This is a genomic window from Roseateles sp. YR242 (assembly GCF_900109745.1).
Lineage (GTDB): Bacteria > Pseudomonadota > Gammaproteobacteria > Burkholderiales > Burkholderiaceae_C > Roseateles.
Map to the genome: position 1 here is coordinate 62160 of NZ_FOAV01000013.1, position 21166 is coordinate 83325.

At 66.5% G+C, this 21166-nt stretch carries 16 protein-coding genes; 10 read left to right on the forward strand and 6 right to left on the reverse strand.

Annotated features, from left to right (window positions below; translation table 11 throughout):
- Positions 1-4 precede the first annotated feature (4 nt).
- Both kdpA and kdpF read right to left on the reverse strand, forming a co-directional pair.
- Positions 5-1801, reverse strand: coding sequence for a potassium-transporting ATPase subunit KdpA (kdpA, locus tag BMY53_RS20360; protein ID WP_092948329.1), 1797 nt, complete (start codon positions 1799-1801; stop codon positions 5-7).
- A gap of 9 nt (positions 1802-1810) precedes the next feature.
- The gene (kdpF, locus tag BMY53_RS20365) at positions 1811-1900 is read right to left on the reverse strand and encodes a K(+)-transporting ATPase subunit F (RefSeq protein ID WP_092948330.1); all 90 of its coding nucleotides are present in this window, start codon (positions 1898-1900) and stop codon (positions 1811-1813) included.
- A 584-nt stretch (positions 1901-2484) separates the two neighbouring features.
- On the opposite strand from kdpF, the gene BMY53_RS20375 reads away from it, so the two are divergent.
- The 8 genes from BMY53_RS20375 (at position 2485) to BMY53_RS25565 (ending at position 11447) form a co-directional block, all read left to right on the forward strand.
- Positions 2485-3462 carry an Insecticial toxin gene (locus BMY53_RS20375; RefSeq protein ID WP_143074167.1) on the forward strand — a complete coding sequence of 326 codons (978 nt, stop codon included), beginning with the start codon at positions 2485-2487 and terminating at the stop codon, positions 3460-3462.
- Positions 3463-3553: 91 nt separating this feature from the next.
- Positions 3554-4654, forward strand: coding sequence for an SPFH domain-containing protein (locus BMY53_RS20380; RefSeq protein WP_092948333.1), 1101 nt, complete (start codon positions 3554-3556; stop codon positions 4652-4654).
- Between the two features lie 52 nt (positions 4655-4706).
- Positions 4707-6308, forward strand: a complete 1602-nt coding sequence (locus tag BMY53_RS20385) for a DUF4178 domain-containing protein (RefSeq protein WP_092948334.1) — start codon at positions 4707-4709, stop codon at positions 6306-6308.
- A gap of 199 nt (positions 6309-6507) precedes the next feature.
- Entirely contained in the window at positions 6508-6732 is a 225-nt protein-coding gene (locus BMY53_RS20390) for a DUF350 domain-containing protein (RefSeq protein WP_092948335.1), read from the forward strand.
- Between the two features lie 371 nt (positions 6733-7103).
- Complete coding sequence (locus tag BMY53_RS20395; RefSeq protein ID WP_092948336.1) at positions 7104-8015, forward strand: hypothetical protein; 912 nt, start codon at positions 7104-7106, stop codon at positions 8013-8015.
- A gap of 617 nt (positions 8016-8632) precedes the next feature.
- Positions 8633-10546 (forward strand): ABC transporter ATP-binding protein/permease, encoded by a 1914-nt coding sequence (locus BMY53_RS20400; protein ID WP_218151275.1) that lies wholly within the window; start codon positions 8633-8635, stop codon positions 10544-10546.
- The gene (locus BMY53_RS20405) at positions 10543-11073 is read left to right on the forward strand and encodes an MgtC/SapB family protein (RefSeq protein ID WP_092948337.1); all 531 of its coding nucleotides are present in this window, start codon (positions 10543-10545) and stop codon (positions 11071-11073) included. The genes BMY53_RS20400 and BMY53_RS20405 overlap by 4 nt, the downstream gene beginning before the upstream one ends.
- Positions 11074-11210: 137 nt before the next feature.
- Positions 11211-11447, forward strand: coding sequence for a hypothetical protein (locus BMY53_RS25565; RefSeq protein ID WP_143074168.1), 237 nt, complete (start codon positions 11211-11213; stop codon positions 11445-11447).
- Between the two features lie 49 nt (positions 11448-11496).
- Here BMY53_RS25565 and pdeM read toward each other — a convergent pair whose 3' ends face one another.
- Genes pdeM through BMY53_RS20430 form a run of 4 tightly spaced genes read right to left on the reverse strand, consistent with a single transcriptional unit; the run spans position 11497 to position 17713 of the window.
- Positions 11497-12204 carry a ligase-associated DNA damage response endonuclease PdeM gene (pdeM, locus tag BMY53_RS20415; protein WP_092948405.1) on the reverse strand — a complete coding sequence of 236 codons (708 nt, stop codon included), beginning with the start codon at positions 12202-12204 and terminating at the stop codon, positions 11497-11499.
- A 22-nt stretch (positions 12205-12226) separates the two neighbouring features.
- On the reverse strand, positions 12227-15022 hold the full coding sequence (locus tag BMY53_RS20420) for a ligase-associated DNA damage response DEXH box helicase (protein WP_092948339.1): 2796 nt from the start codon (positions 15020-15022) through the stop codon (positions 12227-12229).
- A complete protein-coding gene (locus BMY53_RS20425; RefSeq protein WP_092948340.1) occupies positions 15012-16673 on the reverse strand; it encodes an ATP-dependent DNA ligase in 1662 nt (553 codons plus the stop codon). Before BMY53_RS20425 ends, BMY53_RS20420 begins: the two co-directional genes overlap by 11 nt.
- On the reverse strand, positions 16670-17713 hold the full coding sequence (locus BMY53_RS20430) for a ligase-associated DNA damage response exonuclease (protein WP_092948341.1): 1044 nt from the start codon (positions 17711-17713) through the stop codon (positions 16670-16672). The genes BMY53_RS20425 and BMY53_RS20430 overlap by 4 nt, the downstream gene beginning before the upstream one ends.
- A gap of 135 nt (positions 17714-17848) precedes the next feature.
- On the opposite strand from BMY53_RS20430, the gene BMY53_RS20435 reads away from it, so the two are divergent.
- Both BMY53_RS20435 and BMY53_RS20440 read left to right on the forward strand, forming a co-directional pair.
- Positions 17849-18985: a response regulator gene (locus tag BMY53_RS20435; RefSeq protein ID WP_092948342.1), complete on the forward strand. Its 1137-nt coding sequence runs from the start codon at positions 17849-17851 to the stop codon at positions 18983-18985.
- 159 nt (positions 18986-19144) lie between these two features.
- Entirely contained in the window at positions 19145-21085 is a 1941-nt protein-coding gene (locus tag BMY53_RS20440; RefSeq protein ID WP_143074169.1) for a type II secretion system protein, read from the forward strand.
- Positions 21086-21166: the final 81 nt, after the last annotated feature.

Sequence of the window (21166 nt, forward strand, 5' to 3'; positions counted from 1 at the left end):
CGAATCAATGGGTCCAGAGCATCAGGTGCTCCACGACCGGGCCGAGCGCAAGCGCGGGCACGTAGTTCAGCAGGCCGACCAGCAGCACGGTGCCGATCAGCAGCACCACGAACAGCGGGCCGTGGGTGGGCAGCGTGCCCTCGCCCACCGGCACCTTCTTCTTGGCGGCCAGGCTGCCGGCAATGGCCAGCACCGGCACGATCATCAGGAAGCGGCCCAGCCACATCGCGACGCCCAGCAAGGTGTTGTAGAACGGGGTGTTGGCAGACAGGCCGGCAAAGGCGCTGCCGTTGTTGTTGGCCGCCGAGGTGAAGGCGTAGAGGATCTCGCTGAAGCCGTGCACGCCGGAGTTGGCGATGCTGCTGATGCCCAGCGGCGAAAGCACGGCCACCGCCGTACCGGCCAGCACCACGATGGGCGTGACCAGCAGCGCCACCGCGCTCATCTTCATCTCGAAGGGCTCGATCTTCTTGCCCAGGTATTCCGGCGTGCGGCCGATCATGAGCCCGGCAATGAACACCGCCAGGATGGCAAACACCAGCATGCCGTACAGGCCGGTGCCCACGCCGCCAAACACCACCTCGCCCAGCATCATCATCACCATGGGCACGGCACCACCCACCGGGGTGAAGGAGTCGTGCATGGCGTTGACGGCACCGCAGGAGGCGGCGGTGGTGACGACCGCAAAGAGCGAACTGGCGGAGATGCCGAAGCGGGTCTCCTTGCCTTCCATGTTGCCGCCGGCCTGCAGTTCGCCGGCCTGGATGTCCACGCCCTGGGCGGCCACCAGCGGGTTGCCCGCCTGTTCCGCCGGGGTGGCCACCAGCACGCCGGCCACGAACATCACCGTCATCGCGGCCAGCACCGCCACGCCCTGGCGCCAGTCCCCCACCAGTTGGCCGAAGCTCAGGCACAGGGCCGCCGGGATCACAAAGATCGCCAGGATCTGCAGCAGGTTGGACAGTGGCGTGGGGTTCTCGAACGGGTGCGCCGAGTTGGCGTTCAGAAAGCCACCCCCGTTGGTGCCCAGCATCTTGATGGACTCCTGCGAGGCGATCGGGCCCATGGCCAGCGTCTGGGTGGTGGTGCGCTGGTTGTCCAGCAAGGGTTGGCCCTGGGCGTCCTTGAGCGGCTGGCCGTCAGCGTCCAGGCGGGGCGTCTGGAACTCGGTGGCTTCCAGGGTCTGCACCGTCTTGTAGGCGTCGAAATTCTGGATCACGCCCTGCTGCACAAACACCAGCGCCAGCACCAACGACAGCGGCAGCAGCAGCCAGACCGTGATGCGGCTCAGGTCCGCCCAGAAGTTGCCAACCTGGCCGCTGAGCTTGTGGGAGAACCCGCGGATGAGCGCAAACACCACCGCGATGCCGGTGGCGGCGGAGAGGAAGTTCTGCACCGTCAGCGCCAGCATCTGGGTGAGGTAGCTCATGGTGGCCTCGCCACCGTAGCCCTGCCAGTTGGTATTGGCCACAAAGCTGATGGCGGTGTTGAAGGCGGAGTCCGGGCTTACCGACGCCATGCCCTGCGGGTTCAGCGGCAGCACATCCTGCAGGCGCTGCAGCAGGTAGACCACCAGCACGCCCAGGAAGTTGAAGATCAGCAGCGCCAGCGCGTACTGCTTCCAGTGCATGCCCTGTGCCGGCCGGACACCGGCCAGGCGGAAGAACGGGCGCTCCACGGCCAGCAGCCACTGCGGCAGCCGGCCGGTGGCCAGCCGGGTGATCCAGCGCGCCAGCGGCCAGGCCAGCAGCAGGGTCAGGCCAAGAAAAATGATGAGATTGAGAGTTGCCAGGCTGTTCATGGCCAGCTTTCAGAACCGCTCGGCGCGCCACAGCGCGACCAGCAGATAGACAAAGAGACCGGCCGAAACCAGGCCGGTGAGCCAATACAGCGTGTTCATTGCCCGCCCTCCTCCAGCCGATGGCTGGCCACGGCCAGCCCTACCGCCACCAGGAACAGCAGCGCACTCAGTCCAAGAAACAGTGCATCCATGAGAGTCAGCCCCGTTGACGGGGACGTTTTGGGATGACTGAACTCTAGGAAGGACGGTGTCAAAGGCGCGTAGAAGCTGGCGACTCCGGTATCAAGATCCTGTAAAGAAGTCGGTGGCATCACTTCGGTACTGACGAATCTGTCGCGCTGGTGCCGGTCCGATTCGTCGTTCCCGTTGACTCATCGGGTATCGCTCCAGATTCGAGGATGCAAACCATGTGGCCTGTCCGACCCACTTCGGGGCACCCACCCGCACTCAGCAACGATCCGGTTACCACGCCAGAAGGGTCACCACACGCGCGGCGCCACAGCGAGCCGGCCATACCGGCCGTGGTCGCGACGCACGTCGATGACGAACGGGGCCATGCTCAGACCCGGGCCGAACGCATCGCCGAGTGGGCGGCCGCCGCTGGGCGGCGACCGTCGCGGCACCCACCATCCATCGCCCGGAGTGTCAGTCACGAGTCCAGCGGCGTCTTCCGTCACACCGGCATGAATCAGGGGCGCATTCGAGAAGTGGTCGCCAGGGAATTCATTCTGGACCGCCATATGGCGGCACTGGAGGAGGCGGCGTTCAAGGGCAACTTCGCCGTCACCTTCCGGGCCGCCGGCCCGGCGACCTTGCGGGCGCTAGCGCGGGGCGCTGGCGCCAAGGGCCATGACGTCCTGGAAAAGACCATCAAGGAGGCCACCATCATGCGGGCCTATCCGGACCGCGGAAAGCAGGTGCTCGCCGAGTTGCGGGAAGCCGGTATCGAAGGCGGCGTCGGCCACTGGGACCCGCTGACCGGTGAATTGGTCGGCCTGTATCTCTGTGACCGCAACGCTACGGGCTCCCACGAGATCCTCCCGCTGGATCTGTCCCACCTGGAAACATCGCTTGCCACCCTGAAAACCAGGGAGCATTGGCAGAGGCACATGCTGAGCGGCGACTACGACATGCACGACCTCATTCTCTTCGGGCTCGCCGGCCGGCCACGCCGGAGCATGGCGAGTCGGAAGGAAGAAATCGATGCGATCAGGCTCATGAACGCGGCGATCGCCAAAGTGGACAAGGCCCGCCCCCTTGACGACCCCACGCACCAAGTCATCCAGCATGGGCCACAGGTCAACTACCCGGACTACATGCGGTTCTCGGAGCGTGAAACGTTACGGGCGGAAGGTGGTCTGCAGGATGCTGTGGCAATGCCTGGCAAGTTCCCGATCGCAGCGCTGCATGGAGGCGTCTGGAACCTTCTCCAAAACATCGAACAGCTGGATGATTTTTATGCCCGGCACGGCGCCACGCTCAAGGAGAGTTGGCGCCCCGGTGGCGTACGTCAGTTCCAGCCGGTGGCAGGGCACCCGGGCAAGGTCATGCTCGGGTGGCGGCGCAGCAGCGAGCCGGAAGTCAAGGCCGCCACAGCCTCACGGGATGCCGAGGCCCCGGGGCTCCCCCTTCGGGGACGCCGGCTGAGCCATTGGTACTGAACCTTCCCCCCGCAGGGGGAACGACGCGCCTCGTCCGCTGAGAGATACTCCACCCGCGATCAAGAGGGTCGTTTTCTCGCGGAGCAGCGCCATGGGCCTGATGGACTTCATCAAGAAACAGTTCATAGACATCATCCAGTGGACGGAGGATGACAACGGCGTGCTCGCCTGGCGCCACCCCATGCAGGACTTTGAAATCCAGTACGGCGCCTCGCTGACCGTGCGCGAGTCCCAGGTGGCGGTGTTCGTCAATGAAGGCAAGGTGGCGGACGTCTTCGGCCCGGGCATGTACAAGCTCACCACCCAGACCCTGCCGGTACTCACCTACCTGAAGAACTGGGACAAGCTGTTCGAATCCCCGTTCAAGAGCGACGTCTATTTCTTCAGCACCCGCCAGCAGGTGGACCAGCGTTGGGGCACCACCCAGCCCGTCACCATCCGCGACAAGGACTTCGGCGCGGTGCGCCTGCGCGGCTTCGGCAACTACAGCTACCGCGTGGCGGATGCCAAGCGCTTCCACACCGAGATCTCTGGCACCCGTGAGCGCTACACCGTCACCGAGCTGGATGGCCAGTTGCGCGGGCTCATGCTGCAGCACATCAGCGATGCCGTGGCCCAGTCCGGCATCCCCTTCCTCGACCTGGCGGCCAACCAGGTGGAATTTGCCAAGGCGCTGCAGGAAGCCACCAGCCCGGCCTTTGAGGCCCTGGGGCTGAAGCTGGAGTCGGTCACGCTGCAGAACGTGTCGCTGCCCGAAGAGCTGCAGAAGATCCTGGACCAAAAGATCGGCATGGGCATGATCGGCCAGAACATGAACCAGTTCCTGCAATACCAGACCGCCCAGGCCATCCCGAAGTTGGCCGAAGGCGTGGGCTCGGGCGGCGGCGGCGTGGCGGGCGACGCCATGGGCCTGGGCGCCGGCCTGGCGCTGGGCCAGACGCTGGCGCAGCAGTTGCAAAGCGGCTTGGCTCAGACGCAAGGCGCCCACCCACAAGGGCAGACACCGGCAGCCCCGGCCCCGGCACAAGCGGAGGCCGCCAATGCGGCCGCCCATGCACCTCAGCCGGTGAGCCAGAGCGCGGACGAAGTCCTGCTGCTGCTGGAGAAGCTGGGGGACCTGAAGGCCAAGGGCATCTTGACCGACGAGGAATTTGCCACCAAGAAGGCCGAGCTGCTGAAAAAGCTCACCTGATGACGCTGAGCCTGAAGCCGAGCCTGTTCCGCCCCTGATCTCGAGCGCCTGATTGGCTACCCCTGCCCCCCAACGCCGCTGGCAGGCGTTTTGCCCGAACTGCGGCGGGCCGGTCGAGTTTGCCTCGTCCGCGTCCGCCAGCACGGTCTGCAGCTATTGCCGCTCCACGCTGCTGCGTGAAGGCGATGCGCTGCGCCGTATCGGCCAGAGCGCAGAACTGTTCCAGGATTACTCGCCGCTCCAGCTGGGCGCGGCGGGCCGGTTCGCGGGCGCCGGGTTCGTGGTGGTGGGCCGGCTGCAGATGGCCTACGCGGATGGTGGCTGGAACGAATGGCATGTGCTGTTCGATGCCAACGCCAACGAGCCCCCCCGCAGCGGCTGGCTTTCGGAGGACAACGGCGCCTTCGTGATGAGTTTCGAGGCGCCGCTGCGGGAACGGGCGCCCGACCCCGCCACGCTGCATCCGGCCGGTCTGCAGATGCTGGCCGGCGTGGCCTGGCAGGTGGCCTCCCGGCTCAGCGCCACCATCGCCGCCGCGGAGGGCGAGCTGCCGCATCCCCCCCGGATGGAAAGCAGCTACTGGGTGGTCGACCTGCGGAGCACGCAGGGCGAGGTGGCCACGCTGGAATACAGCGATCCGGCCGCGCCGACCTGGTCGGTCGGCCGCTCGGTGCGGCTGGCCGATCTGGCGTTGACGGGCCTGCGCCAGGACAGCAGTGCCACGCTGGCCTCCAAGGCCATCCCCTGCCCTAACTGTGGCGCGTCGCTGGAACCCCGGCTGGAGAACACCCAGTCCATCGTCTGCAGCCAGTGCAAGTCGGTGGTGGACATCTCCAAGGGCGCTGGTGCGGACCTGGCCGCCTACCGCCAGAGCACGGGCGGCGAGCCTCAGATCCCCCTGGGCGCCACCGGCCAGTTGGCCCTGAGTGGCGGCAGCCCCAAACCCTGGCAGGTGGTGGGCTACCTGGAGCGTGTGGACCTGCCTGAAAGCGACGAGGACGAACAGACCTTCTGGCGCGAATACCTGCTGTTCAACAAGACGGAGGGCTTTGCCTTCCTGGTGGACACGGAAGAAGGTTGGAGCGTGGTGCGCCCGATCACCGGCGCGCCCGCCAATGCCCGCAAGGACACCGTCACCTACCAGGACAAGCCGTTCAAGCGCCGCTGGCGCTACACCGCCAAGGTCACCTACGTGCTGGGCGAGTTCTACTGGCGCGTGCGCCGGGAGGAACGCGCCCTGGTGAGTGACTACGAGTGGCGCAACGGCGCCCGGCTGGAGCTGCTGAGTTCCGAGCAGACCGGCCAGGAAGTGACCTGGAGCCATGGCCGCGCCGTGGATGCCGCCGAGGTGCAACGCGCTTTTGGCCTGCCTTCGGTCGGCATGCCGGCGTTGCGCCGGGATGTGTCGTCCGGTTTCGATGCCTCTTCGTTGCTGGTCAAGATCGTGGTGGGCATCTTTCTGCTGGCCGTGCTGTTCGCGCTGCTGCGTGCCTGCAGCCGTGACGACTGCCAGGACTACAAGGACCTCTACGGCGCCAGCAGTACGGAATATCAGCAGTGCAAGCGCAGCTCCGGCGGCAGCGGTGTGATCCACTCCGGCTCGGGTGGTGGCTCCTATGGCGGCTACAGCAGCGGCGGCGGGGGCCACAAGTAGCGCGCCGGGCGCATCGGCGGGCAGACACTGAGAGTGCGGGCCCGGGCTCGAATACCAGGCTCGAACACCAGGCTCGAACACCAGGCACGAACAGTAGGCAAGAACGGTACGCAACAACGGCACGCATGAAGCGTACGCACCGACATGACGCACACCCAGCCACGATGGTCGGGCGGCACGAACAGCGAAGGAGAACGAGATGGAAGGTTTTGAATGGCTCAAGCCCAGCGTCGTGCTGGGGTCCATCCTCTATGCGGTGATCGGGGTGCTGGTCTTCTGGATCAGCTTCGTCATCATCGACAAGCTCACGCCCTACAAGCTGTGGGAAGAGATCGTGGAGCACAAGAACATGGCCTTGGCCGTGGTGGTGGCGGCCATGTGCCTGTCCATTGGCCAGATCGTTGCGGCCGCCATTCACGGATAGGGCTTGCAGCGGGAGCAGCCAGTGGCCCCGCCCCTCGGTGACACGGTGGTGGCGGCGTGGCTGTGGCTGTGGCTGTAGCTGTGGCTGTAGCGGTCGCGGTGACGTTGCCGGTGGCGGTCGCAGTAACTCTGGTGGTGCCCTGACAGTGACTGAGGCTTGAAGCGCGGACCGCAAATGGGGCGGCGACGGCGATTACCGCACATTCAGCCGTCGGGCACGAGAGCGGCCGGCCGAGGCATTTGTCACGAACCACGTCAGCATGAATGCCGAGGCTGTGACGGACGGTAACTCTCCCTTGGCAGGGCAAAACCGAGCCTTCTAGACTCGCGCTCCCCCGCTGTTACGGCCGACCGGCCTGTTCCGTCCGCCTCATGAGCTCGCACACCGTCCCTGGCGCACTGCACGACGTGCTGCACGAAACCCTGCATGACCCGCTGCATGACTCTCTGGCTCAACCCGACCAGCCGCCGCACCGCCGAGAGATTCCTATCGCCCTGAAGGTTATCGCCGCTTTGCTGCTGGTGGTCGCACTGGCCATCCCCATGCTCGCCTCGGCCGCGAGCAACCGTGCCGCAGAGGCGCCCGCCAGCAGGACACTGGCCATCGCCCCCCGCACCACGACCCCACCGCCGTCGGTGGGCCGGGTCGCTGAACCGGCGGCCGCCGATGATGGTTCCGACGAGGCTTTCCGCGCCGAGGCGGAAGCTGAGGTGCTGCGCAAGCTCGGTGGCGCGGCGCGGCGTGATGGTGACCGCCTCTTTCTGATCGTGGACCAGGGCCGGCCGGTGATGCTGGACAGCCGCCGACCGGAACCGGACGATGGTGGCCAGACGCCCTATGTGGATTTCCGGCTGGATGGCGTCTCCCCGGACAAAGGCTTCTACGTAGTTCGCGCCACGATGGCCTTTGGCAACGAGGTGCTGTGGATCTCCCGCAAGGACGGCCAGCGTTATGAGATGCACGGCAATGCCCACGCCTCCCCGGACGGCCGTTTCCTGGTGGTGACCCATGCCTCACCGGGTGTCGAATTCAACGGTGTCGTGATTTGGGCATTGGACGGCGACCGGCTGGTGGAACGCTACAAGTTCGAAGCCACGCCGGAGCAACGCGCGGTGAGCTTTCGCTTCATGAGATGGCGTGACACCAACACGGTGGAACTGGAGCAGTTCGCGGAGGTAGACCCTGGGACTTGCGCCACCGGCACCTTGTCCTCGCTGGCGCTGCTGACTCGCAAATCCGAACGCTGGATTCTCCGCAGCAGCAGTTCCCCCAAATGTGAGTGATGTTGGCCCCCGGTCTGAAAGGCGCCTAGGGCGCTTTCATCCCGCCCCCCAAGGGGGCTGGCAGGCCGCCTTGGGGCGGCCCGGCGCCGGCCTGCTCTCGGCCAAGAGAGGTTGCTGCAAGCCCCCCGGTCTGAAAGGCGCCTAAGGCGCTTTCATCCCGCCCCCAAGGGGGCTGGCAGGCCGCCTTGGGGCGGCCCGGCGCCGGCCTGCTCTCGGCTAAGGGAGGCTCCTCCACCCCTCCACGGCCTGCTCCCGGCTAAGAGAGACTCCTGCGTGCCCCCCCGGCCTGATCTCGGCTGAGGGAATCTCCCGCACTTGCTGAAGCTCGTCGGCGAGCCAGCGGGCGCTGTTACCAGCACAAGCTGCCCGCCTTCAGGGGGTGTAGGCGGCGTCTGACAGGGGCCGGGCGGCCGCGGCGCTACCGTGCGGGTATGCCTGCGTCCGCTGCCACCACCTCCGCCTCCCATCCCTCCTCCCCACGCGAGGCTTCGGCCGGACGAGCCTCAGGCGAGCAGCCTGGTGCCATGCCCGGCGATCCGCCCGGCGCCGCGCCCACGGCACCCAAGAAGCGCCGTCGGCGCCCGCCCGGTCTGTCGATGGCCGCATGGCGGCAGTTCATGCAACTCGCCAAACCCTATTGGCTGGGCGACCAGAAGCGCGCCGCATGGGCCATGCTCGCGCTGCTGATCGTGCTGATGCTGTGCGAGACCCAGTTGGCCGTGCTGCTCAACAACAAGACCGGGGAACTGACCTCCGCCCTCGCCGCCCAGGAACACACCCGCTTCTGGCACGCCGTGCGCGACACGCTGGTGGTGCTGGCATTCGCCATACCGGTCTACGCGTTCTATTACTACATGCGCGATGCGTTCTCCAACCAGTGGCGACGCTGGCTGACCGGCCGCTTCCTGGATGGCTACCTGGACGGACGCAAGTACTACGAGATCGGCAGCGGCGGAGACATCGACAACCCCGACCAACGCATCAGTGAAGACATCAACACCTTCACCGGCCGCTCCACCCACTTCCTGCTGATGCTGGTGGGCTCGGGCATGCAGCTCGTGGCGTTCTGCGCAGTGCTGTGGTCTCTCTCCAAACTGCTGGTGGCCTTCCTGGCGGTCTATGCCACCGTCGGTACCTTTCTGGCGCTGTATGTCTTCGGCTCGCCTCTGATCAAGCTCAACTTCTGGCAGCTGCGGCGCGAGGCGGACTTCCGCTTCGGCCTGATGCGGCTGCGGGAGAACGCCGAATCCATCGCCTTCTACCGCGGTGAACCCCAGGAGCGCGCCCACATCGAACAGCGATTCGAAGCGGTCTACGAAAACTACGGCCGACTGATCAAGAAACAGCGCTCGCTCAACTTCTTCCAGCGTGGCTTCAGCCAGCTCACCCTCGTCGTGCCGGCCGTGATCCTGGCGGAGCGCGTACTCTCCGGTGAGCTGGAAGTGGGTGCAGCCGTGCAGGCCGCAGGCGCCTTCGCGGCCGTGCTGACGGCCGTCTCGCTGATCGTGGACAACTTCGAGAGCCTGAGCCGTTTTGTCGCTGGCATTGACCGACTCCATGCACTCTCCGAACTGATCATCAAGAAGAAGTCCCGCGCGCTGCGCGAGCAGGAAAAGATCCGCACCGCGCCCGCGGAACAGCTGGCGCTGCGCGGCCTGACACTGTTCACGCCCCAGTTCGACCGCATGCTGGTGGAGAACCTGGAGGTGGCGCTCAAGCCGGGCGAGAGCCTGCTCATCACGGGCGTGAGCGGCTGTGGCAAGAGCTCCTTGCTGCGTGCCATCGCCGGCCTGTGGAAGACCGGCAGCGGCACCATCGAGCATCCCGATCCCCGCGACATCTTCTTCCTGCCGCAACGCCCCTATCTGCAACAAGGCTCGTTGCGCAGCCAGATGATCTATCCCGACACGCAGACCGATCTCAGTGATGAGGCATTGACCGCCATCCTGCAGGAAGTCTGCCTGCCGGAACTGCTCGACCGCGTGGGCGGCCTGGACGCGATCCAGGACTGGGAGAAACTGCTCTCCATGGGCGAGCAGCAGCGCCTGGCGTTTGCCCGGGTGCTGGTACGCCAACCCCGCATGGTGATCCTGGACGAAGCCACCAGCGCGCTGGATGGCTGCAACGAGAACCGGCTTTATGAACGCCTGTGCCGTGCCGGCGTCACGCTGGTCAGCATCGCCCACCGGCCCGCCGTGTTGAAGCACCACAGCCATGTGCTGCATCTCAAAGGCAATGGCGCCTGGGAACTGCACCCCGCCGATGGCTTCCGTTTTGACGACGGCGTGCAGGTGCCCGATGCCACCTCGCTGGGAGCGGCGGTATCGAGCGCAGAAACGGCCAAAACAACCGTCGAAACAACGGCCGGAACTGCGGGCGGCACAGCAGGCGGAGCAGCGGGCGGAACTGCGGGCGGCACAGCAGGCGGAGCAGCGGGCGGAACAGCGGGGGAAAAGACGAACGCAGCCACCAGCGGACCGACGGGCGCAGCACCAGCTGGAGCAGCGGCACCCGGCGCCGCAGCATCATGAGCACACGTGATGCCACTTGGACCGACCAGGTGCTGGACACCCTGCGCCAGGAGTTCTCCGACGTCCCCGACATCGCCCAGGTCACCCGCATCGTGGTGCGGCTGCTCCTCGCAGCCATCCTTGGCGGTGTGCTGGGTTATGAACGTGAGACGCAGGGCAAGGCGGCCGGCCTGCGCACACACATGCTGGTCAGCCTGGGCGCCGCCCTGTTTGTTCTGGTACCGCAGCAGGCCGGTATGGTCACGGCGGACATGAGCCGGGTGTTGCAAGGTGTAATTGCGGGTATCGGCTTCCTGGGTGCAGGTGCGATCATTAAGCATAAGGAAGAACCGGGCCGCGTGCAGGGTCTGACCACCGCCGCCGGCATCTGGATGACCGCAGCCATTGGCATGGCCTGCGGCCTTGGCCGTGAGGCTACTGCGGTGCTCAGCATGCTGATTGCCCTGGGGATATTGACCTGGGTGCCACACATGTTCGAAGGTCGGCGTCGCTCCCCGGATTCCACCGACCAGGATGACAATGAATGAACGATGTGCGCCGCCGAGTCCCTGCCAACCGCTACAGCCCTGATGATGAGATGACAGCTCATCGCAGCTGCGATAGCGTGGAGATCTGGCGCGCACGGTCACGGACCTTGCCCAGCGGCCGGGCGCGGAGTGCAAGCATGGATCTCGATACCGTCACCTATGTGTTCCAGGGTCCTGAGGGCACGTTTTCCATCAAGCCACGGCTGTCGCGCCGCTGGCGGGTGAAGCACGACAGCGCCCCTTGGGGGGACTCCTTCTCCACAGCGCAAGAGGCTGCGCAGGCGCTCGCCCGTGAATTCGACGTGCCCGAAGACCTGCAGGAATGGACTGAGGTGGGTGATTTCCACACCGATGTGGGTGGGTTGCTACCCTAGGAAACCTCTGCATCACTCCCGCGAGCCGAGGTGGCCCTGCAGAGGTTCCCTACACCGGCCCCATCACTCGCCCGCCCCCCACCGCATAACATGCCGCGCCTGCCGGCAAGCCGCTCAAGGTGGTGCCGGTGAAGGCGCCAAAGGCCGGCAGGATCAATTGGCCCTCGGTCAGGCAGAAACACGGCAGGCGCTGACGGTCATGCGCCGGGCCCCGCAGCACCACCGCCGGGTGCAGGTGGCCCGCCAGCACCCACGTGCCGGACGTGGGGCGATGCCCGGGATGGTGGCAGGCGAGGAACGGGCCCATCCGATGCGGTTCGTCCACGATGTCGAAGCGCAGGGTTGCAGGCGGGTCGCCGGCATGGCTGTCATGGTTGCCACGCACCAGCACACACACCAGTTCTGGTAGCGTCAGCCGCCACGCATGCACCTGGTCAAGCACCTGCGCCTGCTGCGCGGTGGCCGCATGCAGGAAGTCGCCCAGCACCACCAGGCGCTCGGCACCGCATTGCCGCACCCAGTGCGTCAGCCGGGCCAGATTGTCTTGCGTCGTTCCCGCCGGCACCGGCTGGCCCAGCGCACGGAAACTGGCGCCCTTGCCCAGATGCACATCAGCAACGAACAAGGTGCGCTGCCCAGGCCACCAGGCCGCCAGACCCGGCAGCAGATCCAACACCTCGTCGCCCAGCACAAGACGCAAGGCACCGGGCAGCGGATCGGGGGGGACGGAGGGCAGCGATCGCGGGTCAACAACCATGGGCGGCATCATCGCGCAACGGTCAGGCGCGGCGCCGTGTGGCGCGCACATGGGCCCGGTCACGGGCGCGCTCCCGGGCACGGTCACGTGCCGTGGGCCGAGCGCCGGTGGTCTTGTCGTCGCCTCGGGCGGGGGCACGGGCGCTGGTGCGGTCACCCGAGGTGTCCCCTCGCGTCTCCAGCGCCAGCGAGTCCCCAACCGCCATCCCCGGGGAATCCGGCCGCGCGAACACCCGGTTCGCGGGCTCATGGGCCGTGCCCACCGCATCGCCGCCGGCACTGCGCTCCAGGACTGACACCATGCGGGCAATGCGGTCCGCCAGCGATTCATTGGTGAGCTTCTCGCGAAAGCGTTCCACCATGAGCGGAAAACCCAGCGGCGTGGGCTTGCGCAAGGCATGGATGCGCAGCGTCTGGCCCTGCATACGCGCCAGCACCTCGGCCAGCAATCGGACATCCAGCTCCTGGGTCAGCAGCTCACGCTCCGCCTGTTTCAGCAGCCGGTTCTCCGGGTCGTATTGCTGAAACACCTCGAAGAACAGGCTGGCCGACGCCTGCAGCTGGCGGTTGCTGCGGCGCTCACCGGGATGGCTCTGGAAGATCAGCCCCGCCACACGCGCAATCTCGCGAAAGCGCCGCCGCGCCAGTTCGGTCGCGTTGAGGCTGCCCAGCACTTCCGCCAGCAGTACCGGCATGGGCGGCAGGGTCAGCAGGCCTGGCAGTCGTTCGTTCCAGTCGATGGCCTTGGCGCTGAGCAGCTCGATGCCGTAGTCGTTCATGGCGATGGAGAAGGTGCCCGTCTCCGGCTGCGCCGCCCGCCACGCCAGCAGGCCCGCCAGCCCCAAGTGCACCTGGCGGCCCGCAAACGGGTAGAGGAAGAGATGCCAGCCCTCGCGAGACTTGAAGGTCTCGGCCAGCAGGACCGAGGGCGTGGGCACACCGGACCAGCGCTGCTGGATGTCGATCAGCGGTTTCACGCACTGCATTTCGGGGCTGTCGAAGTGGCCCTGGTTGGCGGCGTCCAACTCGCGCAGCACCGCATCGGCCAGCGTGCTGGACAAGGGCATGCGACCGCCGTTCCAGCGCGGCAGTGCAGCCCGACCGGCGGTGGCGCGACGCACCAGTGCGGTCATCTGCTCCACCCGCACCAGTTCCAGCAGGCGCCCGCTGAACATGAAGGCATCGCCGGGCTTGAGGCGGGCCACAAAGCCCTCCTCCACCGTGCCCAGGCGCGCACCGCCCAGGTACTGCACCGTCACGGCGGCATCGCTGACGATGGTGCCGATGTTGACGCGGTGGCGCCGCGCCAGACGAGCGTCCGGCACGCGCCAGACGCCCTGCTCGTCCGGCACCACCCGGTGGTAGTCGGGATAGGCGGCCAGCGAGGGGCCGCCCTGGCGCACGAAGTCCAGGCACCACTGCCAGGAGTCGGCCGTCAGATGCTCATAAGCGACTGTGCCGCGCACCTCCGCCAGCAAGGCCTTCGGCGTGAAGCCGCCGCCCAGCGCGATGGTGACCAGGTGCTGCACCAATACATCCAGCGGTTCCTTCGGGCTGCGCCGGGCCTCCACCTGCCCGGCCCGCACGGCGCTGCGGACAGCGGACGCCTCCACCAGCTCCAGGCTGTTGGTGGGCACCAGCGTGATGCGAGAGGGCCGGCCGGGCGCGTGGCCGGAGCGGCCCGCCCGCTGCACCAGCCGCGCCACGCCCTTGGCCGAGCCGATCTGCAGCACCCGGTCCACCGGGAGGAAGTCCACCCCCAGGTCCAGGCTGGAGGTGCACACCGCCGCTTTGATGCGGCCCTCCTTGAGGCCGACCTCCACCCATTCCCGCACCTCCCGGTCCAGCGAGCCGTGATGCAGCGCGAGGATGCCGGCCCAGTCCGGCCGCGCCTCCAGCAGTGCGCGGTACCAGCGTTCGGCCTGGGAGCGCATATTGGTGAAAACCAGGCAACTGGCGCTTTCCTCGATCGCCGCCACCACCTGCGGCAGCATGCGCAGGCCCATGTGGCCAGCCCAGGCGAAACGCTCGGCCGTGGCGGGCAGCAAGGTGTCGATGACCAAGGTCTTGTCGGTGGCGCCCTCGATGAGCACAGGCGGCAGCCGCGCTTTCGTCTGCGCAGCCGACTGCGCATCCGGGTACCCATCTGTCTGCCCGTCCGTCTTCGCGTCCGTCTGCCCATCCCTCTGCGCGTTGTCTGCGGCGTCCGGCCCGAGCAGCGTGCGCAGCGCCTCCTCAAGGTTGCCCAGCGTGGCCGAGAGCCCCCAGCACATCAGCGCGGGGTTGAATCGGCGCAGACGCGCCAGCCCCAACTGGGTCTGCACGCCGCGCTTGTTGCCCATCAACTCATGCCACTCATCCACCACCGCCAGACGCACCTGGCCGAGTCGATCCGGCGCGTCGGCGCGGGACATGAGCAACGACAGGCTCTCTGGCGTGGTCACCAGCACCGTGGGAAGCCGCCGGTCCTGGGCGGCGCGCTCGCTAGCCTGGGTATCGCCACTGCGCAGGCCGATGGTCCAGGTGGGATGCAGGTCGCGCAGCGGCTCGACAAGGGCGCGGAAGGTGTCGGCAGCGAGCGCACGCATGGGCGTGATCCAGACCACCGTCAACGGCGGTGCGTGGCCGGCACGGCCCTCGACGGCCCCCGGCGGGAGCCCTGCCAACGCGCCCAGCCAGACCGCCAGGGTCTTGCCGCTGCCGGTGCTGGCGTGCAGCATCCCGCTGCGTCCCTCGGCCATGGCAGCCCAGACGCGGCGTTGAAAGTCGAACGCCGCCCAACCGCGCTGCTGCAGCCAGCGTTCCGGATCAACGGCCATCAGCCGCCCCCGGCAGCAAGGCCTGCAGGGTCTCCAGCGAATCGGCTTCGGCGACCGGCTTGTCCGTCCGCCAGCGCAGCATGCGCGGGAAACGCACCGCGATGCCACTCTTGTGGCGGCTGCTGCGCGAAATGCCCTCAAAGCCCAGTTCGAAGACCTGGGTGGGCTGCAGGCTGCGCACCGGTCCAAAGCTCTCCACCGTGGTCTTGCGCACGATGGCGTCCACCGCGCGAATCTCTTCGTCCGTGAGCCCGGAATAGGCCTTGGCAAAAGGCACCAGCTGGCGCGCGGGATCATGCGCCGGGCCATTCCACACGGCGAAGGTGTAGTCCGTGTAGAGGCTGGCCCGCCGGCCATGACCGCGCTGGGCATAAAGCAGCACGGCATCCACCGACAGGGGGTCGATCTTCCACTTCCACCACACCCCCACGTCCTTGGTGCGGCCCACGCCGTAGTGCGCATCCAGCCGCTTGAGCATGAGGCCTTCGACGCCGCGTGCGCGCGCCTCTTCCCGCAAGGCGGCCAGCGCGACCCAGCTATCGCCGGTCACCAACGGGCTGGCGATCAGCGCCGGATGCGCATGCCCGGCGAGCAGCCGCTCCAGACGCACCCGGCGCTCGTGCTGCGGCAGCATGCGCAGGTCCACACCGGCTTCTTCCAGCAGGTCGTAGGCGCACAGCACCGCCGGCAGTTCACGCAGCAGCTTGGGCCCCAACTGCTTGCGGCCGATGCGGCGCTGCAGTTCGGCAAAGGGCTGCACCTGGCCGTCCCGCCAGATCAGCACCTCGCCGTCCAGCACGGTGCCGTCCGGCAGGCCCTCGCCCATGGTTTGCAACTCCGGAAAGCGGTCGCTGATCAATTCTTCGCCGCGCGACCACAGCCAGACGCCACCCGCGCGCTTCACAAGCTGCGCGCGGATGCCGTCCCACTTCCACTCCGCCAGCCAGTCCACCGGCGGGCCGAGCAAGGCGTCGAACTGCGCCACGGGCTGGTTGAAGGCATGAGCCAGGAAGAAGGGGTAAGGCTGACCGCCCCGGGTCTGCCCTTCGGCCTGAGGCTCCTCGGGAGCCACAAGCGCCAGAAAGTCCGCCGCCACCGGCCTTGCACCGATGTGCGTGTAACCCATCAGCCGCTGCGCGATCTGGCGTGCATCCACCCCGCTGACAGCGGCCAGGGCCTGGGTCACCTGCAGCCTGGACACCCCCACGCGGAAGGCCCCCGTGATGAGCTTGAAATAGGCCAGGCGCTGATTCGCCGCCAGCCAGGTCCATTGGCGCCGCAGCGCCGGCACCAAGGTCTCCGGTGGCTGCCCGCGCAGCGGCAGCAGATGCGATGTCATCCACACCGACAGCGGGAGTTCGGTGGTCTCCGTGGGAGCGGGCAGCAGCAGCGACACCGTTTCGGCCAGGTCGCCCACGGCTTCATAACATTCGTCGAACAGCCATTGCGGCAGGCCCGCCGCAAGCCGCGCCTGTTCCCGCAGGAGCTTGGTGGGCACCAATTGGCGAGGCTTGCCGCCTGCGAGGAAGTACACGGCCCAGGCTGCATCCTCCGGCGGCGCCTCCCGCAGGTAGGCCTGCAGGGCAGCCTGTTTGGCCAGGCTGGCCGTGGAGGCGTCCAGGGCGCGGTAGAGGTCTGCAAATGCCTTCATGGCGCTTCGGATACGTCCTGATCGTCCTGATCGTCCTCCGCACCGTACTCGGTCGCAAAGGCCTGGGCCTGCAAGCCCTGCTCGCAGAGCCATCGCACCATCGTTGGCACACTGCCATGGGTCACAAACACACGTTGCGCGCCGGTCGCCATGATGGCCGATTGCAGCCCGGGCCAATCCGCATGGTCGGAGACCACAAAGCCGCGGTCCACACCTCGCCGCCGCCGTGTGCCGCGCAGTTGCATCCAGCCGCTGGCAAAGGCGTCGGCCGGGTCCGGGCCGAAGCGGCGCAGCCAAGTCGAGCGGGCGGCTGAAGGGGGCGCGATCACCAGGGCACGGCCGAGTTGGCCGGGGTCCAGCGACTCATCGGTGGCCCGCCGCGTCGTTGGCAGCCTCACCCCCAAGGCTCGGTAGACCTCGTTCAGCGGTTCGACGGCCCCGTGGCAGACGATGGGGCCGATGGTGGGATCCACGCCGTGCAGCAGACGCTGCGCCTTGCCCAGTGCATAGGCATAAAGCACCGATGCCCGTCCCTGCACGGTGTTCGCCTGCCACCACGCGTTGATCTCCTCGAAGAGCGCCGGCTGCGAGGGCCACCGATAGATAGGCAGGCCAAAGGTCGATTCGGTAATGAAGGTGTGGCAGCGCACAGGTTCAAAAGGGGGGCAGGTGCCGTCCGATTCCAGCTTGTAGTCACCTGAAGCTACCCACACCTCGCCGGCATGTTCCAGCCGCACCTGGGCCGAACCGAGGACATGGCCTGCGGGGTGCAAGGAAAGCCGCACGCCGTGATGCTCGATGACCTCTCCGTAGCGCAGCGTCTGCAGCCGGATGTCCTCACCAAGGCGCCGCCTGAGTATGGGGGCGCTGTGCTCGTGGGCCAGATAGTGGCCGTGCCCCCAGCGGGCGTGGTCGCTGTGCGCGTGGGTGATGACGGCACGTGCCACCGGGCGCCAGGGATCGATGTGGAAGTCACCGGCCGGGCAATACAGCCCTTCCGGGCGAGCCACAATCAGGTCAGGGTCACTGCGCGCAGTCATGATCGATGATCCTAGGGCGACAACGGGTCCAGGGTTGTAGGACGGCAACCCTTCCGGCACCAGGGCCCTCTCCCCCCCAGCCGGCGCGGGCGCGGCTACCATGGCCCCAGCGGAGAGAAAATCAGGGAGAGCCGCATGACACAGCATGAGAACACGGCCACGCCGCGTTCCACCGTTCTGGTCGTGGATGACACGCCCATCAACCTGGCGCTGATGAGCGCCTTGCTCAGCCAGCACTATCGCGTCACGCTGGCCGCCGATGGCCATGAAGCGCTGCGGATGGCAGCGGCTTCCCCACCGCCCGACCTCATCCTCCTGGACGTGACGATGCCGGGGCTGGACGGCTACGACACCTGCCTGGCACTCAAGACCATGCCGGGCACCCGTGACATCCCGGTGATCTTCCTGACGGCCCGTGTAGACGCAGCGGACGAAGCACGGGGGTTTGCGCTGGGCGCGGTGGACTACATCACCAAACCCATCAGCCCTCCCCTGGTGCTCGCCCGCGTGCGCACCCATCTCCAGCTCAAGGCCAGCGCCGATTTCCTGCGCGACAAGGCGGCCTACCTGGAACAGGAGGTGGCACGCCGCACGGCCGAACTTGCCGCCATCCAGGACGTGACCATCCATGCCATGGCGTCGCTGGCGGAAACACGTGACAACGAGACGGGCCATCATCTGCGCCGCACCCAGCACTACATCAAGGTGCTGGCGGAGTCCTTGCGGAGCCATCCCCGTTTTGCGCAGGTGCTCACCGACCACTACATCGCCACGCTGTTCAAGTCCGCGCCGCTGCACGACATCGGCAAGGTGGGCATCCCGGACAACATCCTGCTCAAGCCCGGCCCGTTCGTGCCGGAGGAGTTCGAGGTGATGAAGACCCACACCACGCTGGGCCGGGATGCGATCGAACAGGCCGAACGGCAACTGGGCACACCCGTGGAGTTCCTGCACACCGCCAAGGACATCGCCTACGGCCATCAGGAAAAGTGGGACGGCTCCGGGTACCCCTGCGGGCTGCGCGGCGACGCCATTCCGCTGCCGGCCCGGCTCATGGCGCTGGCGGACGTCTATGACGCACTGATCTCACGGCGGGTGTACAAGCCCCCGATGTCGCACGCCGAGGCGGCGCGACTCATTGCGCAAGGCCGCGGCAGCCACTTCGATCCCGATGTGGTGGATGCCTTTCTGACGGTGCAGGACCGGTTCCGGGATATCGCGATGCAGTACCAGGATCCGGAGCCCGCTGAGCACGCGGCCACCGAACAATGAAGGCCAGGGTCATGCGACACCCACCTCTATGCAGAGATTAGGCGGGAGCGACCCTTAAGCGTTGCTAGCATTTCCTCAGTCATGTGGCATTGAGCATGCCCCTCGAATTAAGGACGATCAGGACATCCTCCACTACCGCGCTTGAATGCGCACAGTGCCATGTCCAGAACCTTCCCAGGCGCGTCGCCCAAGCAGTCTTGCCTGGCAAGACCCGTCACCGCCGTGTCGGCTCCCTCCGTCCGCCGAAAGTCCACACCGTCCAGCCGCCCTGCTCGGGGCTTCACGCTCATCGAGGCCGCCATTGCCGGCACGGTGCTGGCGGGGCTGTCCACAGGGCTGTTCATGACGGTGCGCTTCACCCAGCAGATCAGCCTGGGCAAAGCGGCGGGGCAGCAGTTGAGCGAGATCAGCGAAGGCGTGGACCGCTACATGAAGGAGAACTACAAGAAGATCCTGGCGCTGGACGCTGCCTGCGCTGCGCCCACCCTGCAACTGCTCGACGCCGCTCCCGCAGCGCCGCCGGACACGGGGACGGCCCCGGACTGCTCGCTCACCCTCGGCAGCGTGACGGTGGCCAACGGCTATCAGCCCACCGTCAAGGACCTGTATGACCTGAACCTGCTCTCGCAAGCCACGGATACATTGCTGCTGCCCTTCACGCCGAACGTGGTCATCGACAAGAACAGCCACGATCCGGCGAGGGCCCGTATTGCCGTCTGGATCAATCCCGTTCGAAACACGGAGGCGTCAGGCGCCAGCTCCGGCACCTTTGTGCAGACCGGCTCGATGACCAGCGTGCCCAACGCAAGAGGGGCAGCCGTGCCGCTGGCGTCTCGGGCCTCGGCGGACGAAGGCAACTATCCCCTGGGAGCGCTGGACATGCCCCCCACCATCCACGGGGTGAGTTGTTACGACAATCGCAATTGGGTCTTCTTCGATCGGGATAACCCGGCCATCGTTTCTCCCATCTACGATTCCGAGGAATATAACCCGGTGGTTGAGGAGGACAAGTTGGACTACGTAGGCAGCGGCACTCAATACTGCCGGAAGATGCAGGCCAAGGGCGACGGTGTCTTTGGCCCGCCCGCAGGGGGACAACCCGGCACCGGCGGAGGGACCACCGGTACGCCCGGCAGCAGCTCAGCCTGGTCATTGAAGGCTGTGGTATTCAATACCCAGCCTTATTACTACGGCAATCCCAAGCACCTGCCCATGGGGGCTGTGGCGCAAGTCGGCGCGGCGCTGGAGACGCTCGGGTATTCAGGGCGACTGTCGGCCCTCAATCAAGACAAGAGCAGTGCACGAATCATGACGGGGTTGCGAGGCCTGACCCAGGACCCCAACCCGCTGCAATCTGCTGACGGCGACGCGGGCGTTCCCGGTATTCTGGCAGCCGTACGGCTGGTGGCAGGCAGTGACACGGTGGCCGGCGGCGGCTCTGGTGACAACACCGGACTCCCCAGCTGGGATGCCGGAGGTAATAACTTGGTCAATGCCGGGTTGATACAGGGCCAGCAGATCGCCGGTGATACAGCCGTGGTGGGCAGCAAAAAGGCTGCAATGTCCACCCTGGGGCGAGATGCCGTGCTGGCTGTGAATGGCAACATGGTCATGGGCGCGAAGAGCACCATCATCGCCAGCGGCTTGGAGGCCGAGAATGTCAACAGCAAGACACTCAACACGCCCATGGCATATGCTGACCGTCTCAACGGCAAGCTCTTGGACGTTGAAAACACCGTCTATATACGCAATGGCTCCAATCTGCGCCTGCCCCGCGTGAAGCCGAAGACCGAGTGTAGCAACTACGCCGACCTGGGCATGACTCAATCGGTGATGATCGCGACTCGCTCCAACCAATCTATCGCCCCTGTGCTCTGGCGCTTCCTGTTGCATTGCGTGCCTATCGAGCCTATCAGCCCCGACATCGACAAGTGGCGTGTCAAGTCTGTCTGGAGCAGCGCAGAGTACGATGCCATGGTAGCGAAATACCCGACATCAAACTGGAACTGGTATTGGTACAACGCCAGTGACGCAGACAGCCCCGCAGGCCTACCGAGTCCTAAGGTTACAGAAGCCAGTTATCCCGTGGAGCCTACTTGAGCGTCTTTCGCCCAGGCACGCGGCAACAGCACAAAGCCAAAGGCCTTGCCGCCGACACGATTGCCAGGGCCCGCCTAGACT

Coding starts and splice junctions, on each gene's coding strand:
- kdpA (WP_092948329.1), bottom strand. CDS start 1,801: ATGAACAGCCTGGCAACTCTCAATCTCATCATTTTTCTTGGCCTGACC.
- BMY53_RS20390 (WP_092948335.1), top strand. CDS start 6,508: ATGGAAGGTTTTGAATGGCTCAAGCCCAGCGTCGTGCTGGGGTCCATC.
- BMY53_RS20400 (WP_218151275.1), top strand. CDS start 8,633: ATGCAACTCGCCAAACCCTATTGGCTGGGCGACCAGAAGCGCGCCGCA.
- BMY53_RS25565 (WP_143074168.1), top strand. CDS start 11,211: ATGGATCTCGATACCGTCACCTATGTGTTCCAGGGTCCTGAGGGCACG.
- BMY53_RS20405 (WP_092948337.1), top strand. CDS start 10,543: ATGAGCACACGTGATGCCACTTGGACCGACCAGGTGCTGGACACCCTG.
- BMY53_RS20435 (WP_092948342.1), top strand. CDS start 17,849: ATGACACAGCATGAGAACACGGCCACGCCGCGTTCCACCGTTCTGGTC.
- BMY53_RS20380 (WP_092948333.1), top strand. CDS start 3,554: ATGGGCCTGATGGACTTCATCAAGAAACAGTTCATAGACATCATCCAG.
- BMY53_RS20420 (WP_092948339.1), bottom strand. CDS start 15,022: ATGGCCGTTGATCCGGAACGCTGGCTGCAGCAGCGCGGTTGGGCGGCG.
- BMY53_RS20425 (WP_092948340.1), bottom strand. CDS start 16,673: ATGAAGGCATTTGCAGACCTCTACCGCGCCCTGGACGCCTCCACGGCC.
- BMY53_RS20440 (WP_143074169.1), top strand. CDS start 19,145: ATGTCCAGAACCTTCCCAGGCGCGTCGCCCAAGCAGTCTTGCCTGGCA.
- BMY53_RS20430 (WP_092948341.1), bottom strand. CDS start 17,713: ATGACTGCGCGCAGTGACCCTGACCTGATTGTGGCTCGCCCGGAAGGG.
- pdeM (WP_092948405.1), bottom strand. CDS start 12,204: ATGGTTGTTGACCCGCGATCGCTGCCCTCCGTCCCCCCCGATCCGCTG.
- BMY53_RS20375 (WP_143074167.1), top strand. CDS start 2,485: ATGAATCAGGGGCGCATTCGAGAAGTGGTCGCCAGGGAATTCATTCTG.
- BMY53_RS20395 (WP_092948336.1), top strand. CDS start 7,104: ATGAGCTCGCACACCGTCCCTGGCGCACTGCACGACGTGCTGCACGAA.
- kdpF (WP_092948330.1), bottom strand. CDS start 1,900: ATGAACACGCTGTATTGGCTCACCGGCCTGGTTTCGGCCGGTCTCTTT.